Raw genomic sequence first — 17,326 nt, forward strand, 5'->3', positions numbered from 1 at the left:
AGCCTAATAGCAGCACGTCGAGCGGGAATGAGCGGGTCTCAGCGCCGACGCCCCGCGCCGGGTGTTCCCGGGTAGAGGTCGTAGTCGGCGTCGTCGACGAGGTTGCTGTCGTCGAGGTCGTCGGGGTGGATCCGATTGGTCGACGGCGGGACGTCGTCCGCATCGGCCGGGACGAACCCGTCGACGGAGTCGTCCCCCGCGTGGTCCGCCTCGATGTACTCGGCGTCCTCGTAGCCACCCTCGTCGCCGTACCCCTCGTCGTCGTACTCATCGTCCTCGTACTCACCGTCGTCGGCCTCGGCGAACTCGACGTATTCGTCGTCTTCGTCGAGGTCGGCGACGATGACGTATTCGTCTTCGAAGCCGAGGTCGTCCGGGTCGTCGAAGTACTCGTCCCCGACGGCTGCGCGGGCGGCCCGGGTCGAGGGGAGGAAGGCGTAGACGAGCGCGAGGAGGATGCCGACCACCGCGGTCCAGCCGAGCGTGAAGACGCCGGCCGCCGAGACGGTGACCGCGACGTCGCCGAACTCGCCCAGCGATCCGCCGGCGGTCGCGGTCAGGATCGCCATGGCCGATGCGGCGACGGCTGCGGCCACCCCGATCGAGCGCACGTGCGCGACCGGGTTGAGGTCGCGGCAGCGCCAGCCCACGAAGACCGCCACCGCGGCGGGGGCGATCAGCCCGAGGAAACCCCAGTTGCCTGCACCGGTTCCGTCGGGCAGGACGGCGAGGGCGGGGACGGGAGGGACCGCTCCCCCGCGGACGGTGAACAGGTCGACGGTCATCGCGCCGAGCTGTACGTCGGAACCGACGAGGACAGCGGTCGCGCCGACCATCAGATTCGGGAGATACAAGATCGACAGCAGGGTGAGCCCGAGGAAACCGTCGAAGTCGTAGCCCGTTTCGATCAACTCACCGATCTCGGTGTGCTGCATCAGCATGCGCAGGCACACCAGCACCGCGCCGGTGACCAGCAATGCCAGCACGGCGACGAGTCCGTATCGGAAGCCGCGGCGGTCGGCGTAGGACATCCCCCACCGGGCTGCGAAGTCGTGTCGTCGTACCCACGTGACGCCGGCCAGCGCCGCACCGCCGTGGATGCCGATGGTGTAGGCGAAGGCGATCAGCGCATTGGGCGTCTGCACCGGGAGCACCGATCCGCCGTCCATCACGATGGCCAGGGACATCGCGGTGATCAGCAACGGGCCGACGATCGCCGAGCACACCACGGCACCGACGTCGAACAGGTCGTGCGCCGACCGTTGGGTGGGTCCACTCCCACCGATCGCGCGGGTCGTCAGGCGGGCGGTGCCGATCGCGACGACCAGGGTCGGCAGCAACGGCAGCACGCCGATCGTGACCCCGCTGATGGTCACCGGCACCTGATGGATCGCCAACCAGCTCGACGCGATCGCACTCGGCAGGCCGGTGAGTCCGCTACTCGCGAGCAGCAGCACCGTCAGCATCACGACGATGAGCGTGACCAGGGCGAGCGCGGGAACGGTGAACGCGACCACGGCCAGCTGCCGGGCCGAACCCTCGACGGCGCTGCGCTGGGCACGACGGGATCGTCGCAGTGCGCGCAGCTGCGACGCCAGGTTCTCCGCGGTCGAGTCGGGCCTGAAGGTGGGCATCGTCATGAGCGTGGCACGGGTGGCCGCCGGGCCGTCGGAGACGCGCCGCGACGAGACGGAAAGCGTCTCAGGTCACGAGAGCCGGGCCCCGAACACGACGGTGCCCCGCCGACGAGTGTCGGCGGGGCACCGTCGTATGCCTCCGATCAGCTACCGCTGCTCGTGGGCGGTTCGGGCTTCTGGAAGACCGTGGTCGAGTGATCGGCGGCCGGACCGGCCTCCGATTCCGTCGCCGACGCGCCACCACCGGTCGAGGCTCCCGAGGCGCCCGCCGAGTACTGACCCGGGTTGTAGCCGCCGTAGCCGGACTCACCGTGCGCCGACGCCTGTCCCGGCTGGGCGCCCGATCCCGGGTAGCCGCTCTGGCCGGTGCCGGGCGCCTGCGAGTACGCGGACGGATCGTAGTTCGCCGACGGCTGCTGGCCCGACGACTGCTGGCCGTACTGCGCCTGGCCGCTGCCGGTGCCGTATGCGGCGGACTGGGCATCGCCCTGGCCCTGACCGGCGGCCGGCTGGCTCGCCGAGGCATCGGCGGTCGACGCCGCGGTCGAGATCGGTCCGGTGGCGGACGACGGAGCTCCCACCGCGGGCGCCACCTTGATGACCGCCGCCTCGATGAGCAGCCACACGATCGCGAGGATCGCCGAGAGCAGCGAGAAGATCAGCAGGACGATCGCGCCGGAGGCGTTGTCGTCGACGTTGAGGAACTGGAACAGCGTGATCAGGAACGCCGTGACGGTCAGCGATGCGACGATCGGTGCCGCGGCGACCTTCACGCCCGGGATCAGCCAGATGAGCGAGAGCACACCGGCGACCGCGACCAGCGCATACGGGGCGTTGTACTGCGTCTGGAACAGCTGCACCTCGAAGTCGTAGGCCTTGGCGGCGGCGAGGAAGCCGCTGAACAGCACGACGAGCCCGAACAGCCCGATGACGCCGGCCAGGATCGTCGGCGTGATCGCGGGCAGGCCCTGGCTCGGCGGCTTCGGCTGCTGCTGCTGCTGCGAATAGCCTTGCTGGCCGTAGCCCTGCTGACCGTAACCCTGCTGTTCATAGCCCTGTTGCTGGCCGTACTGCTGTCCATAGCCCTGCTGCTGGCCGTACTGTTGCCCGTAATTCTGCTGAGGGCTCTGGCCGTAACCCTGCTGACCACTCTGCGGGTACTGCTGGCCGTACTGCTCCGAACCGGAGGTCGGCGACCCCTGCGATCCGGGGTTCTGGGATCCGGCCTGCGGGTAGCCCGAGGGACTCCCGTACTGGCCGTAGGACTGGCCGGACTCGGGCTGCTGCCCGTAGCCCCCCGATGGATACGTCATGGCGATCTCCTGGTCGGCTCGTCTGGGTCTTCTTCGCTCGGGTCGCGCGCCGGTGGTGACGGAATCTCCCCCGTCACCGTCCCGACGGGCACAACACCGGGCCCACGGTAGTACATGTGACCGTCGGGTCACATGAACGATTCGACGTCTGCCGTCGACGACACCGTCCACGCTACCCATGCCGGGCGAGGACAATGCGCTCCTTGTGCACAACAGTCACCAGCGGTGAGCTCGGCCCTGTTCGGCATACCAGTCGATCAGCGAGTAGTCGTCGACCGATTTGGGATCGATGTTGACCTCCGACCGGCCGGCCAGAATCGCCGTGACCGGAACCTCGAGCTTCTTGCCGGTGCGCGTGTGCGGGATACCGGGCGCCTCGATCACCTCGTCGGGCACATGGCGTTTGGACAACCGGTCACGGACCGCGGCAGCGATCCGTGCGGTGAGGGCGTCGTCGAGGACCGCGTCGGGGACGAGGGTGACGAACAGGGGCATCCAATAGGCGCCGCCGGGTCCGTCGACGCCGAGGACGAACGCCTCGGCGATCTCGTCGAGCGCCTCCACGACCTCGTAGATATCGGCCGATCCCATGCGGATTCCGTGCCGGTTCAACGTCGCATCGCTGCGGCCGTGGATGACCAGTGAGCCGCGCTCGGTCACGGTGACCCAGTCGCCGTGACGCCACACCGGCCCGTCGGGATGCGCCGTCGGGCCTTCCCACTCATGGTCGAAGTACGCGGAGCGGTAGCGGGTGCCGTCCGGGTCGTCCCAGAAATGCACCGGCATCGACGGCATGGGTGCGGTGACGACCAGTTCGCCGACCTCACCGACGAGCGGCGTGCCGTCCGGGGCCCAACTCTCCAGTGCCACACCGAGATAACGGACCGATAGTTCGCCGGGCACCACCGGGGCCCCGACCGATCCGCCGGCGAACGCCGACACGATGTCGGTGCCCCCGCTGATCGACGAGATCGGCAGGCCGTGCTTGACGTGGTCGTCGACCCAGGTGAAGAGATCCGCGGCGAGCGACGACCCCGTGCTGCCCAGATCGCGCAGCCGAGACAGGTCGTGGTCGCGGCCCGGTTCCAGACCGGCCTTGCGCGAGGCCTGCAGCTGTCCGGGCGAGGTACCGAAGTAGGTGACCTTCTCATCGGCCACGATCTGCCAGAGCTTGTCCGCGTCCGGGTGGAGGGGCGAACCGCTGTAACACACGATCCGTGCCCCACACAGCAGACCAGCGACCTGGTAGTTCCACATCATCCAGCTGAGCGCGGTCTGCCAGAAGAACACGTCGTCCGAGGACAGGTCGCCGTGCAGCGCACCGGCCTTCAGGTGTTCGACGACGACGCCGCCATGCCCGTGGACGATCCCCTTCGGTCGGCCGGTCGTCCCCGAGCTGAACAAGACCCAGAGGGGATGGTCGAAGTCCACGAGGACCGGTTCCGCGTCTCCGGCATCCGTGGTGAGGGCGTCGGCATAGTCGATGCGGTCCGGACTTCCGTCCGGTGCGGTGTCGGCGTCCCCGCCGATCGTGATGTGCGCGACCAGCTCCGGCAGCAGGCTCGCCAGTTCCGCACTGTCGGAACGCTTGTCGATGTCCTTGCCGCCGTAGCGGTAACCCGCGGCGCTGAACAAGACCTTCGGGTGCAATTGGCCGAGGCGGCTCGCGGCGCCCTGGGGTGCGTAGTCCTGACCGCATCCGGACCAGACGGCACCGAGGCTCGCGGTGGCGAGGAAGGCGACGACCGCCTCGGGGATGTCGGGAAGGTAGGCGGCCACGACGTCGCCGGTACCGACCCCCTGCGCGCGCAGCGTCGTGGCCAGGGCGGCAACCATTCCCGGCAGCTCGGACCAGGCGATCTCGGAGCGTTCCCCGGCTTCGTCGAGTCCGACGATGGCGGCACCGGGAAGGTCGGCGTGGCGCAGGACCTGGCTGACATAGTTCAGTCGGACGCCGGGAAACCACTGCGCGCCGGGCATCCGCGCGTCGCCGAGAACCGCTGCGTCGCCGTCGGCCAGCGGTTCAGCGGCCAGCGCGTCGAGGTCGAAGAACTCCCACAGTGCTCGCCAGAACTGTGCCGGCTGCCGCACCGACCACGACCAGAGCTCGTCGTAATCCGCGGTGCGCGCACCGAAACGGTCCTCGACGAGCCGGCGGAACCGGTCCATCGCGGGCTCGTCGGCCCGCAGCGCCGTACTCGTCTGCCGGTCACCCGACCGGGACGCACCGGTCATCTCAGGTCCTCCAGGATGGAGGTGGCCTCTTCGCGCATCGCGACCTTGCGTACCTTTCCGGTGACGGTCATGGGGAATTCCTTGACCACGTGGACGTATCGCGGGATCTTGTGCCGGGCGATCTTGCCGTCGGCGAAGGCGCGAACGTCCTCCGCGGTGAGATCGGTTGCGTGGTCGCGGAGTCGGACCCACGCCATGAGTTCCTCACCGTACTTCTCGTCCGGGACACCGATGACCTGGGCGTCGAGGATGTCGGGATGGGTGTAGAGGAATTCCTCGATCTCGCGCGGGTAGATGTTCTCGCCGCCGCGGATCACCATGTCCTTGATCCGGCCGGTGATCCGGACGTAGCCGGCGTCGTCCATCTCGGCGAGGTCGCCGGTGTGCATCCACCCGTCGGAGTCGATGGCCTCGGCGGTCTTCTCCGTGTCGTTCCAGTAGCCGGTCATCACCGAGTAGCCGCGCGTGCACAGTTCACCGGTCTCGTTGCGTCCGAGCGTTTCCCCGGTGCCGGGGGCGACGATCTTGATCTCGAGGTGCGGTCCGACCTGGCCGACGGTGGTGACGCGCAACTCGAGCGGGTCGTCGACCCTGGTCTGGGTGGACACCGGCGATGTCTCGGTCATGCCGTAGCAGATGGAGACCTCGCTCATGTGCATGCGATCGACCACCTGGCGCATCACCTGTTCGGGGCACGGTGAACCGGCCATGATCCCGGTGCGCAGCGACGAGAGGTCGGGACCGTACCCGTCGGGGGCCGCGTCGAGCAGTGCGAGTTCGGCGATGAACATCGTCGGCACGCCGTACAGGCTGGTGCAGCGGTGTTCGGCGACCGCGTCCAGGGTGGCCCGCGGGTCGAAGGCCGGGCCCGGGATCACCATGGTCGCACCATGACTGGTGGCGGCGAGGTTACCCATCACCATGCCGAAGCAGTGGTAGAACGGCACCGGCAGGCAGATGCGGTCGTCGGCGGTGTAGTCGAGCAGCTCACCGACGAGGTAGCCGTTGTTCCCGATGTTGCGATGCGACAGCGTCGCCCCCTTGGGGAATCCCGTTGTGCCCGAGGTGTACTGGATGTTGATCGGGTCGTCGGCGGACAACGACGCCGCGATGTCGGCGACGCGTGCCAGCTCCTCGTCGGAGGGGGTGGCGGTCAGGTCCGCCCAATCCGCGGACTCGAAGGTCACCACGGTTCGCAGGTCCGGACAGTGCGGGCGCGCCTCCGCCAGCATCGACGCATAGCCCGAGTCCTTGAACCGCTCGGCGGCGAGGACGACGCTCGATCCGGACTGCTTCAGGGCGTACTCGATCTCGTTCTGGCGGTAGGCCGGGTTCAGGTTCACCAGGATCGCGCCGATCTCGGCGGTGGCGTACTGGGTGAGAACCCACTCGAACCGGTTGGGCGCCCACAGGCCGATGCGATCCCCCGGCGCCACCCCGAGGCGCAGCAGGCCGGCGGCCAATGCCCGTACGTCGCGGTGGAATTCGGTGTAGGTCCACTGCCGGTCCACCGCGGCGTCGATCAGCGCGATGTGGTCGCCGTATCTCTCGACGGTCCGCGCCAGGGTCACGCCGATCGTGTCCGTCAGCAGGGCCGGACTCTGCGGTCCGTGGGTGTGTGCGAGGTTCTGGGCGTGAGCGTCGTTGCTCATGGCATGCTCCGGTCTCTCGTGGGATGTCGCGAACGAGTCAGTGCAGGTGGTTCAGGAGTCGCAGGTGGATCAGGAGTCCTCGGCGTTCACGGTCGGTCGTTCGGTCAGCCGGGACAGCACGACCTCGGCCTGCCGGAGCACCGGACCGTCGATCATCTGGCCGTCGAGGCTGAAGACGCCGCCGTTGTGTTCCGCGGAACCGTCGATGACCCTGCGCGCCCACGCGATCGACTCCTCGGACGGTTGGTAGCCGGCGCGGATGTGCTCGACCTGCGACGGGTGGATGCACGCGGTCGCGGTGTAGCCGAGGGCCACCGCGTCCCGCACCTCGGCGATCAGGCCGGCGACGTCGCCGATGTCGAGATGCACCGAGTCCACGGCGAACTTGCCGTGCGCGGCGGCGGCGATGCGGACCATCGACCGAACCCAGGCGGCGACGTCGCGGTACTCGCCGGCCCGCGGCTCGTCGGGGCCGAATCGGCTCGACGTCCCGCCGAGTCCGGCGACCAGGTCCTCGGCGCCCCACATGAGTCCGATGCAGTTCGAGGTGGCGGCGATGTCGTTGGCGCGGGTGGCACCGAGCGGTGTCTCGATCAGCGCGATCGTCTGGAATGCGGTGTCCAGGATCGACGCCACGTCCTCCGACTTGGCCTGCATGACGACGCGGTAGTTCGTCTCGGAGACCGCGGCGAGGTCGCGACGGTAGTCGCCGGTGCCGGCCGGGTTGATCCGCACGATCGTGCGGTCGGGGTCGATCGGGTTGGCGATCAACGCTTCCCGGGCCGCCGCGCGATTCGCCGGCGACACCGCGTCCTCGAGGTCGAGGATGACGACGTCGGCGCGTTCGAGCGCCTTCTGGTAGCGCTCCGGCCGGTCGGCCGGGCAGAACAGCAGGGCCGGACCGGCGGGTAGCCAGGCGTTGGCCAGCTGGGAATCACCCAGATTCGCTCCGCTCACGAGCGAATTGTCGGCGGGTCCGTCGAGGAACATCTTCGTCACTCCGTAGGTTGCTTGCGCACCAACGTGGCCCGCGCGGCTCGCGCGACGACCTCGCCGTGCTGATTGCGTCCGATGTGGGTCAAGTTCACCACGCCCTCCCCCGGCCTCGACCGGGATTCGCGTTTACCGGTGCACAGGGTCTCGGCGTACAACGTGTCACCGGCGAACAGCGGCGCGGGGAACGCGACCTCGGAGAATCCGAGGTTGGCCACCAGTGTGCCCTGCGTCAGCTGGCTGACCGACAGGCCCACGATCGTGGACAGCGTGAACATCGAGTTGATCAGGCGCTGACCACCGAAGCCGGGCTGCTGCGCCGACCAGGCGGCGTCGAGGTGCAGGGCCTGGGTGTTCATGGTGAGCGTGGTGAACAGCACGTTGTCGGCCTCGGTCACGGTGCGGCCCGGCCGGTGTTCGTAGAGCGTGCCCTCGGTGAACTCCTCGAACCAGAGTCCGCGCTGGACCACCCGGTTCACGGGTGTCTGGTCGTTCTCGCTCATGCGAATCCCAATTCTCGGGCGATGAGCATCAGCTGCACCTCGGTGGTGCCTTCACCGATCTCGAGGATCTTGGAGTCGCGGTAGTGGCGCGCGACCGGGTAGTCGTTCATGAATCCGTAGCCGCCGTGGATCTGGGTGGCGACGCGCGCGTTGTCCATCGCCGCCTCGCTGGCCACCAGCTTCGCGATCGACGCCTCCTTCTTGAAGGGCTTGCCTGCCAGCATCTTCGCCGCCGCGTCGTAGTAGGCGGTCCGCGCGACGTGCGCCCGGGCCTCCATCCGGGCGATGGCGAAGGACACCGACTGGTACTCCCCGATCGGCTTGCCGAACGACTGACGCTCCTTGGCGTACTTGACGCTTTCGTCGACGCAACCCTGTGCGGCACCGGTGGCGAGGGCGGCGATCGCGATGCGTCCCTCGTCGAGGATCGACAGGAAGTTGGCGTAGCCGCGCCCGCGTTCGCCGAGCAGGTTCTCCTTGGGCACCCGCACGTCGGTGAACGTGAGCGGATGGGTGTCCGAGGCGTTCCAGCCGACCTTGTTGTAGGCCGGTTCGGCGGTGAATCCCGGCGTTCCCGACGGCACGATGATCGTCGAGATCTCCTTCTTGCCGTTCTCCTTCACTCCGGTCACCGCGGTGACCGTCACCAGCGAGGTGATGTCGGTGCCCGAATTGGTGATGAACTGCTTGCCGCCGTTGATGATCCATGAGTCACCGTCGTCGCGGGCGGTGGTCGCGGTGGCACCGGCGTCGGAGCCCGCACCCGGTTCGGTCAGGCCGAAACCGGCGAGTGCCGTGCCGGCGGTGAGGTCGGGCAGGTACTGCTGCTTCTGCTCCTCGGTGCCGAAACGATAGATCGGCATCGCGCCCAGGCTCACCCCGGCCTCGAGGGTGATGGCCACGGACTGGTCGACCTTGCCGAGTTCTTCCAGCGCGAGGGCCAGCGCGAAGTAGTCACCGCCCATGCCCCCGTACTCCTCGGGGAACGGCAGCCCGAAGAGCCCCATCTTGCCCATCTGGGCGATGACCTCATACGGGAAGGTGTGGTCGGCATCGTGTTTCGCGGCCACCGGCGCCACCACGGTCTGCGCGAAGTCGCGCACCGTCTCGATGAGGTCGGTGTACTCCTGCGTGAGTTCCATGAGAGTCCTATTCGCTCTTGTCACTTTGGTTCGGTTGGTTCCGAGCCCTTCGAGGCTCGTCGCTTGCGGAGGGCCGTCACGAAGGGGCGGCGGCGTCGACGGGTTCTTTCGGATCGGCCACCGAGGCCGGCGTGACCACGGCGAGGATCTGTCCGGCATCCACCTTGTCACCCACCGACACCGTGACGTCGACGGTCCCGTCGACCGGCGCGGTCAGGGCGTGTTCCATCTTCATCGCCTCGACGACCACGACGGACGCGCCGCTGCTCACCTCGTCGCCGGAGGTGACACCCACGGCGACGACGGTGCCCGGCATCGGGCTGACGATCTCGCCGGCCCGTTCGTCGGCGGCCTCGTCGAGGAGCGGGCGGGCCAGGTCGAGGACCCACGCGCCGGCCGGGCCCGACACCCACCACGACTCGCCGATCCGCGTCGACGACCACGATTGACTGATCCCGTCGACGATGAGCCGGTCGGAGTTCGGGCCGCCACCTGGCCGCGCGGGCAGGTAGACGACGTCGGCAGACCACGACGCGTCACCTTCGGCGCCCTCCGCGGTGACCGTGGCTGTTCCCGAAACAGAGTGCGCGTCAGCATGTTCGACGCGGATCGAGACGATGGAGTGATGTCCGCCGCTCACGAGCCTGGTCACCACCGGCGCGGGTTCGCCGACGCGCCACCCGACGGACGAGGACCAGACGTCACCGCGGTCCCGGGTGCCGATGCGGGCGAGGCCGACGAGGACCTGCGCCTCCGGAGAAGGTTGCGGCACCGCGTAATCGGTGACGAGACGATCGAGGAGCTCGGTGTCGAGTTCGGCGTCGACGACGGCCTGCTGACGCAGGACGAAGCGGCAGAAGTCGATGTTGGTGACGACACCGAGGACGCGAGTGTGCGCCAGTGCCTGGTCCAGTCGTTCGAGCGCCTCCTCACGATCGCTGCCGTGCGCGATGATCTTGGCGAGCATCGGATCGTAGTCGCTGCCGACGCGCAAACCCGTCAGCATCGCGGAGTCGACGCGGACGCCGCTTCCCGGCGACGTGTCGGGATGGACGAGATGTTCGATGGTGCCGCCGGTCGGCAGGAAGCCGCGCGCGGGATCCTCGGCGTACACGCGGGCCTCGATGGCGTGGCCGGTGAGCTCGATGTCGTCCTGGGCCAGGCCGAGCACCTCACCGCGGGCGACGCGAATCTGCTGTTCCACCAGATCGATTCCGGTGACCAGCTCGGTGACCGGGTGTTCGACCTGCAGCCGGGTGTTCATCTCCATGAAGAAGAACTCGTCCGGCTTGTGCGCCGAGACGATGAACTCGACGGTGCCGGCGCCGGTGTAGCCGACGCTGCGCGCCGCATCGCAGGCGGCCTCGCCGATCCGGGCGCGGGTCTCGGCGTCGAGCAGCGCCGACGGCGCCTCCTCGATGACCTTCTGGTGACGGCGCTGCAGGGAGCACTCACGTTCGCCGAGATGGATCACGTTGCCGTGGGTGTCGGCGAGGACCTGCACCTCGATGTGGCGCGGGGTGTCCACGAAGTGTTCGAGGAACAGGGCGTCGTCGCCGAATGCGGCGCCCGCCTCGCGTCGTGCGCGCTGGAGTGCCGCGGGCAGTTCGGCCGGGTCGGCGACGCGGTGCATGCCCTTGCCGCCGCCACCGGCGCTCGGCTTGATGAGGACGGGGAAGCCGATGTCGGGGGCCGCGGCGATGAGGTCGTCGTCGGTCAGACCGGGACGCGAGAGTCCCGGAACCACCGGTACGTCGCGCTCGGTGACCGCGGCGCGTGCGGTGATCTTGTCGCCCATCGTGGCGATGGCCTCGGCCGGCGGGCCGATGAAGACGATGCCCGCCTCGGCCAGTGCGGCGGCGAACTTCTGGTTCTCCGAGAGGAATCCGTAGCCGGGGTGCACGGCGTCGGCACCGGTCTTGCGTGCGGCGTCGACAACGGCATCGATGTCGAGGTAGCTCTGGGAGGCGGCGGCCGGTCCGATCCGGACGGCGACATCGGCCTCGCGGACGTGGCGTGCTTGCGCATCGGCGTCGGAGTAGACGGCGATACTTCGGATTCCCAGGCGGCGCAGCGTGTCGATCACCCGGCAGGCGATCTCACCACGGTTCGCCACCAGGACGCTGCGAATGGGTCTGGTGCTCACGGTCTCGGGTCCTCTGCGGGTCGTGGTCGAACTCGGCGAATGCATCTCGGTCTCGGGTCTCACATCCGGAAGACGCCGTAGCGCGGGTCGGCCAGTGGCGCGTACCGCGCCGTCTCGAGCGCGAGCCCGAGAAGCGTGCGGGTCTGGGCGGGGTCGACGATGCCGTCGTCCCAGAGTCGGGCCGTCGAATAGTAGGCGTCGGACTGGCGTTCGAACTGTTCCCGGATGGGCGCCTTGAAGGCTTCTTCGTCCGCCGCCGGCCAGGTGTCCCCGGATCGCTCGATCTGGTTGCGGCGCACCGTGCCCAGCGTGTCGGCGGCCTGCGGCCCACCCATCACGGAGATGCGCGCGTTAGGCCACATCCACAGGAACCTCGGCGAGTAGGCCCGGCCGCACATCGAGTAGTTGCCGGCACCGAACGAGCCGCCGACCATGACGGTGAACTTCGGGACACGCGCGCAGGCCACCGCGTTGACCATCTTGGCCCCGTTCTTGGCGATGCCGCCCTCCTCATAGGCCTTGCCGACCATGAACCCGGTGATGTTCTGGAGGAAGATCAACGGGATTCGACGCTGATCGCACAGCTCGATGAAATGTGCTCCCTTGAGGGCGGATTCGCTGAAGAGTACGCCGTTGTTGGCGATGATGCCCACCGGGTGACCGTGGATGTGGGCGAAGGCGGTGACGAGGGTCGTGCCGTAGTTCGCCTTGAACTCGGTGTATTCACCGGCATCACAGATGATCTCGATGACCTCGCGCACGTCGTACGGCGTGCGTGAATCGGTGGGCACGACGTCGTAGATGTCGGTCTGCGGACGGAGCGGCTCCCGCGACGGGATGGTCTCCCACTGCGGCGCCTCACGCGGACCGAGGGTGGCGACGATCTCGCGGACCTTCGCGAGCGCCTGCTGGTCGTTGTCGACGAGGTGGTCGGTGACGCCGGAGACCGAGGAGTGCATCGCGCCGCCGCCGAGGTCCTCGGCCGAGACGTCTTCGCCGGTGGCGGCTTTCACCAGCGGCGGTCCGGCGAGGAAGATGGTGCCCTGATTGCGGACGATGACCGTCTCGTCGCTCATGGCCGGAACGTAGGCGCCGCCGGCGGTCGAGGAACCGAGGACCGCGGCGATCTGCGGGATGCCCGCGGCGCTCATGGTGGCCTGGTTGTAGAAGATGCGACCGAAGTGATCGCGATCCGGGAAGACCTCGTCCTGCTGCAGCAGCATCGCGCCGCCGGAGTCGACGAGGTAGATGCAGGGCAACCGGTTGGCCGCGGCGATCTCCTGCGCGCGCAGGTGCTTCTTCACCGTGACCGGGTAGTAGGTGCCACCCGAGACCGTGGCGTCGTTGGCGACGATCATGCATTCCCGGCCGGCCACCCGGCCGACGCCGGCGATGACGCCCGCGGCCGGAGCCTTGTCGTCGTACATCCCGAACGCGGCGAGGGGAGCCACCTCGATGAACGGCGAGCCCACATCGAGCAGCCCGTCGACTCGGTCGCGCGGCAGCAGCTTGCCGCGGGCGACGTGGCGTTCGCGCGCCTTGGCCCCGCCGCCGGCGGACACCGTCGTCAGACGCTGGTTGAGCAGGTCGAGATTCTGCTGGTGCGCGGCCCGGAAGCCGTCGAGCGTGCTGGTCACCATCGACCCTTCAGTTAGTAGGGATTAACTGAACGGAATCGTACGCCATGGAGTGGTCCGTGTCACCCCCGCCCCCGCCGGCTGAGCCGGTACCGAGCGAAGCGAGGCACCGCGTCGAAGCCCCCGCCACCGAGCCCATTCAACGTGACGCGCGTCACGTCATCTCGTACTGTGGTGGCAGGCCCACCACCCCCGGGCCGCCACAACCGATGCGTCGATCCCCGGCACGACCGGACCGGCCACCGCACATAGAAGGCCAGGTAACCCCATGACCCTCGCAGACGACCGCGCACGCTTCCAGCACGTGCCGACCCCACAAACCGGCTTGTCAGCAACACGCTCGGCCGAGCCCCTTCCTGACGGGTTCTCGCTCGATGACCGCTATACCCGTGAGTCGGGCACGATCTACCTCTCCGGCATCCAGGCCCTGGTCCGCATGGTCCGCGACCGCGCTCGCGTCGACCGTCGCCAGAACCTGACCACCGCGTCGTTCATCTCCGGCTACGAGGGCTCTCCCCTCGCCGGTTACGACCTCGAACTCGCTCGTCGCCGCGACCTGCTCGCGCCCTACGACATCGTCCACCGCCCCGGCCTGAACGAGGAGATCGCCGCGACCTCGGTGATGGGTTCGCAGGTGGCCGCCCAGGTTGCCGAGCTGAGCGCTGCTCCCGACGGCACGTCCCGCGACGGCGTCGTCGGCTACTGGTACGGCAAGGCCCCCGGCCTCGACCGCGCCACCGACGCGATCCGGCACGCCAATCTGGTCGGCACGCACCCGTCCGGCGGTGCGGTGGCCCTGGTCGGCGACGATCCGGGTGCCAAGTCCTCGACGGTGCCGTGCGCGTCGGAGATGGCCCTGGCCGACCTCTACATCCCGATCCTCTACCCGGCCGACTCGCAGGACATCCTCGACCTCGGCGTGCACGCGGCGATCATGAGTCGCGTCAGCGGACTGTGGACCTCGCTGAAGATCTCGGCCCACGTCGCCGACGGCTCGTCGACCGCCCATGTGGATCCCGATCGGATCATCCCCACCTATGGAGATCTCGGGCGTAGCCCGCATGTCCCGAGCGGCCGGCTTCTCGGTACCAACCTGATGGAACTCGAGCAGAATCAGCTCACCACCCGCATCCCCCGCGCGCAGGAGTACGCGCGGCTCAACGGGATCAACCAGATCGTGGTGTCCACACCCGACGATCGGATCGGCATCGTCGCCGCAGGCAAGACCTACCTCGACCTTCGAGAAGCCCTGCGCCTCATGCACATCAGCGACGACGATCTGCGCCGCCTCGGCATCCGGATCCTCAAGCTCGGGATGGTCTATCCGATCGAGCGGGACATCCTGAACCGCTTCATGTTCGACACCGCCAGAGGCGATCTCGACGAGGTCATCGTCATCGAGGAGAAGCGCGACTTCATCGAGACGATGATGCGCGACATCCTGTTCCGCCACCCGCGTGCACCCCGCATCGTCGGCAAGGTCCACGAGGACGGTTCGACGCTGTTCTCCCGGTTCGGCGAACTCGACGTCGACGCCGTGACCCGCGGTCTCGCCGACCGTCTCGCACGGCATCACGTCGACGCCGCGCAGGCGTGGATCGAGAAGCGGTCGCGGCGTCGCACCAGGATCGAACTACCCCTTGCGGTCCGCACGCCGTACTTCTGTTCCGGGTGCCCGCACAACAGCTCGACCAAGGTCTCCGAGGACACCCTCGTCGGCGCCGGGATCGGTTGTCACGCCATGGTTCTGCTGATGGACCCGCGCCAGGTCGGCGATGTCGCCGGCATCACGCAGATGGGCGGCGAAGGCGCGCAGTGGATCGGTATGGCGCCGTTCGTGTCGGCCGACCACTTCGTGCAGAACGTCGGCGACGGCACCTTCATGCACTCGGGTTCGCTGGCGCTGCGGGCCGCGGTCGCGTCCGGCGAGAACATCACCTACAAGCTGCTCTACAACGGCACGGTCGCGATGACCGGCGGCCAGGACCCGGTCGGCGCGATGGACCTCCCCCGGTTGACGTCCCTCCTGCTCGACGAGGGCGTCCACCGGATCGTCGTGACCTCCGATGACCCGAAACGTACTCGTGCACTGGGTCTTCCGAAAGACGTGGAGGTCCGTCATCGTGACGAGCTGGGCGAGGTGCAAACCGAACTCGCCGGTGTCCCCGGCGTGACCGTGCTCATCCACGATCAGCACTGCGCCGCGGAGAAGCGCCGTAAGCGCAAGCGCGGCACCATGCCCACCCCCACCACGCGCGTGATGATCAACGAGCGGATCTGTGAGGGGTGCGGCGACTGCGGTGAGAAGTCGAACTGCCTGTCCGTGCATCCGGTGCACACCGAGTTCGGACGCAAGACGCAGATCGACCAGAGTTCCTGCAACCTCGACTATTCGTGCCTGAAGGGCGACTGCCCCTCCTTCGTCACCGTCACACCGGGCGCGACGCGCACCCGGCAGCGCGCCGGCGACATTCCCGATGCGCTGCTGCCAGAACCGTCCCTCCCGGCGGTGCGCGACACCTTCTCCCTGCGGATCACCGGCATCGGCGGCACCGGCGTGGTGACGGTGTCTCAGGTGCTGGCAACGGCTGCGGTGCTCGACGGTCACGCCGCCCGCACCGTCGACATGACGGGCCTGGCGCAGAAGGGCGGCGCCGTCGTCAGCGACATCAAGGTCGCGCCGTACGACGTCGAACAGGCGGCGAAGGTGGCCACCGACGACTGCGACCTCTACCTCGTCTGCGACCCGCTGGTCGGAACCGACCCGGTCAACCTGAAGGTCGCGGCCCCCGAGAAGACCGTCGCCGTGGTGTCCACGACGCAGGTGCCCACCGGGCTCATGGTCATCGACACCTCGGTGGGCTTCCCCGCCGAGACCGCGATCCATTCGGCGATCGACGCTCACGTGACACGCGGCCTCTACCTGGATTCCGGGGCATTGTCGACGGCCCTTTTCGGTGACGGGCAGTTCGCCAACATGGTGATGGTGGGAGCCGCGTACCAGGCCGGCGCGCTGGCGATCTCGGCCTCGTCGATCGAGCGTGCGATCGAGCTGAACGGGGTCGCGGTCGATGCCAACGTGCAGGCATTCCGACGGGGGCGTCAGGCAGTTGCCGACGCGGACGCGGTGTCGGCGACCATCGCCTCGCTGCACGGCGACGCGACCGCGGCACCCGAACCGTCCGAGCACGCGATGGGCGTCGTCCGTGCAGGCGGCTTCGGCGACGAGTCGGCACGCACCGTCGCCCTCCGCTACGACGAGCTGACGGCCTACGCCGACGAGCGTTACGCGCGTGAGTATCTCGACGTCGTCGAGCGGGTGCACCGGGGCGTGGGCAGTGGCGAGTTGACCGACGCCGTCGCGCGCAACCTGTACAAGCTGATGGCGTACAAGGACGAGTACGAGGTGGCACGGCTGACGCAGGACGCCGCGTTCGCGGCGAAGGTGGCCGAGGAGTTCGGTGACGATGCCGAGGTCGCCGTTCGCCTGCATCCGCCGACACTGCGCCGGATGGGCATGCGCGAGAAGATGACCCTCGGCGGCTGGGCGAACCGTCCGCTGAAGTCCCTCGCGTCGATGAAGCGACTTCGCGGGACGGCACTCGACCCGTTCGGCCGCAACGAGATCCGCCGCACCGAACGTGCGCTGATCATCGAGTACCGCGAGATGGTCGACGCACTGCTGGCCGCGATGGAGAGTGGGAAGGTCCGCGAGTCGCAGTTGCCGACCGTCGTCGAACTCGCCGGATTGCCGGACATGGTGCGCGGCTACGAGAGTGTGAAGATGCGCAACGTCGAGAAGTACCGGGCGGAGGTCAGCCGGCTGCGTCAGGCCCTGGGCGTCTGACGAACGTCGGTACCCGGCCCGAAAACCGCCCCGGAAATCTGCCCCTGGAAACCACCCCTGGAAACCACCCCTGGAAACCACCCGCTCCCGAAATCCACCCCGGAAAACGACCCCGCAGGGGCCTCTCGGCGGCGATATGTCGCCGGCGGGGCGCTGGAGGGTTGTTCTCAGGGTCGGTTCTTGCGGGCGGATCTCGTGCCGGGGCGGATTTCTGGGGCGGA

Annotated in this window: 10 protein-coding genes; 1 reads left to right on the forward strand and 9 read right to left on the reverse strand. The window is 68.4% G+C overall.

What is annotated here, in order from left to right:
* Positions 1 to 38: 38 nt before the first annotated feature.
* The 9 genes from NWF34_RS12480 to NWF34_RS12520 all read right to left on the reverse strand — a co-directional run bounded on the left by NWF34_RS12480 (position 39) and on the right by NWF34_RS12520 (position 13,261).
* Complete coding sequence (locus tag NWF34_RS12480; protein ID WP_258325176.1) at positions 39 to 1,634, reverse strand: DUF6350 family protein; 1,596 nt, start codon at positions 1,632 to 1,634, stop codon at positions 39 to 41.
* A 146-nt stretch (positions 1,635 to 1,780) separates the two neighbouring features.
* On the reverse strand, positions 1,781 to 2,950 hold the full coding sequence (locus NWF34_RS12485) for a DUF5336 domain-containing protein (RefSeq protein ID WP_258325177.1): 1,170 nt from the start codon (positions 2,948 to 2,950) through the stop codon (positions 1,781 to 1,783).
* Between the two features lie 216 nt (positions 2,951 to 3,166).
* The gene (locus tag NWF34_RS12490) at positions 3,167 to 5,119 is read right to left on the reverse strand and encodes an acetoacetate--CoA ligase (RefSeq protein ID WP_375295664.1); all 1,953 of its coding nucleotides are present in this window, start codon (positions 5,117 to 5,119) and stop codon (positions 3,167 to 3,169) included.
* Positions 5,120 to 5,181: 62 nt separating this feature from the next.
* Positions 5,182 to 6,837, reverse strand: coding sequence for an AMP-binding protein (locus tag NWF34_RS12495; protein ID WP_258325179.1), 1,656 nt, complete (start codon positions 6,835 to 6,837; stop codon positions 5,182 to 5,184).
* A 69-nt stretch (positions 6,838 to 6,906) separates the two neighbouring features.
* Positions 6,907 to 7,827, reverse strand: coding sequence for a CoA ester lyase (locus tag NWF34_RS12500; RefSeq protein WP_258325233.1), 921 nt, complete (start codon positions 7,825 to 7,827; stop codon positions 6,907 to 6,909).
* A gap of 5 nt (positions 7,828 to 7,832) precedes the next feature.
* Positions 7,833 to 8,333 (reverse strand): MaoC family dehydratase, encoded by a 501-nt coding sequence (locus tag NWF34_RS12505; RefSeq protein WP_258325180.1) that lies wholly within the window; start codon positions 8,331 to 8,333, stop codon positions 7,833 to 7,835.
* Positions 8,330 to 9,475, reverse strand: coding sequence for an acyl-CoA dehydrogenase family protein (locus NWF34_RS12510; protein ID WP_006436157.1), 1,146 nt, complete (start codon positions 9,473 to 9,475; stop codon positions 8,330 to 8,332). The genes NWF34_RS12505 and NWF34_RS12510 overlap by 4 nt, the downstream gene beginning before the upstream one ends.
* Before the next feature lie 76 nt (positions 9,476 to 9,551).
* Entirely contained in the window at positions 9,552 to 11,621 is a 2,070-nt protein-coding gene (locus tag NWF34_RS12515) for a biotin carboxylase N-terminal domain-containing protein (protein ID WP_258325181.1), read from the reverse strand.
* A gap of 59 nt (positions 11,622 to 11,680) precedes the next feature.
* Positions 11,681 to 13,261: a carboxyl transferase domain-containing protein gene (locus NWF34_RS12520; protein WP_258325182.1), complete on the reverse strand. Its 1,581-nt coding sequence runs from the start codon at positions 13,259 to 13,261 to the stop codon at positions 11,681 to 11,683.
* Positions 13,262 to 13,526: 265 nt separating this feature from the next.
* On the opposite strand from NWF34_RS12520, the gene NWF34_RS12525 reads away from it, so the two are divergent.
* Entirely contained in the window at positions 13,527 to 17,105 is a 3,579-nt protein-coding gene (locus NWF34_RS12525; RefSeq protein ID WP_258325183.1) for an indolepyruvate ferredoxin oxidoreductase family protein, read from the forward strand.
* Positions 17,106 to 17,326 lie beyond the last annotated feature (221 nt).

The organism is Gordonia sp. GONU (assembly GCF_024733855.1).
Taxonomy (GTDB): domain Bacteria; phylum Actinomycetota; class Actinomycetes; order Mycobacteriales; family Mycobacteriaceae; genus Gordonia; species Gordonia amicalis.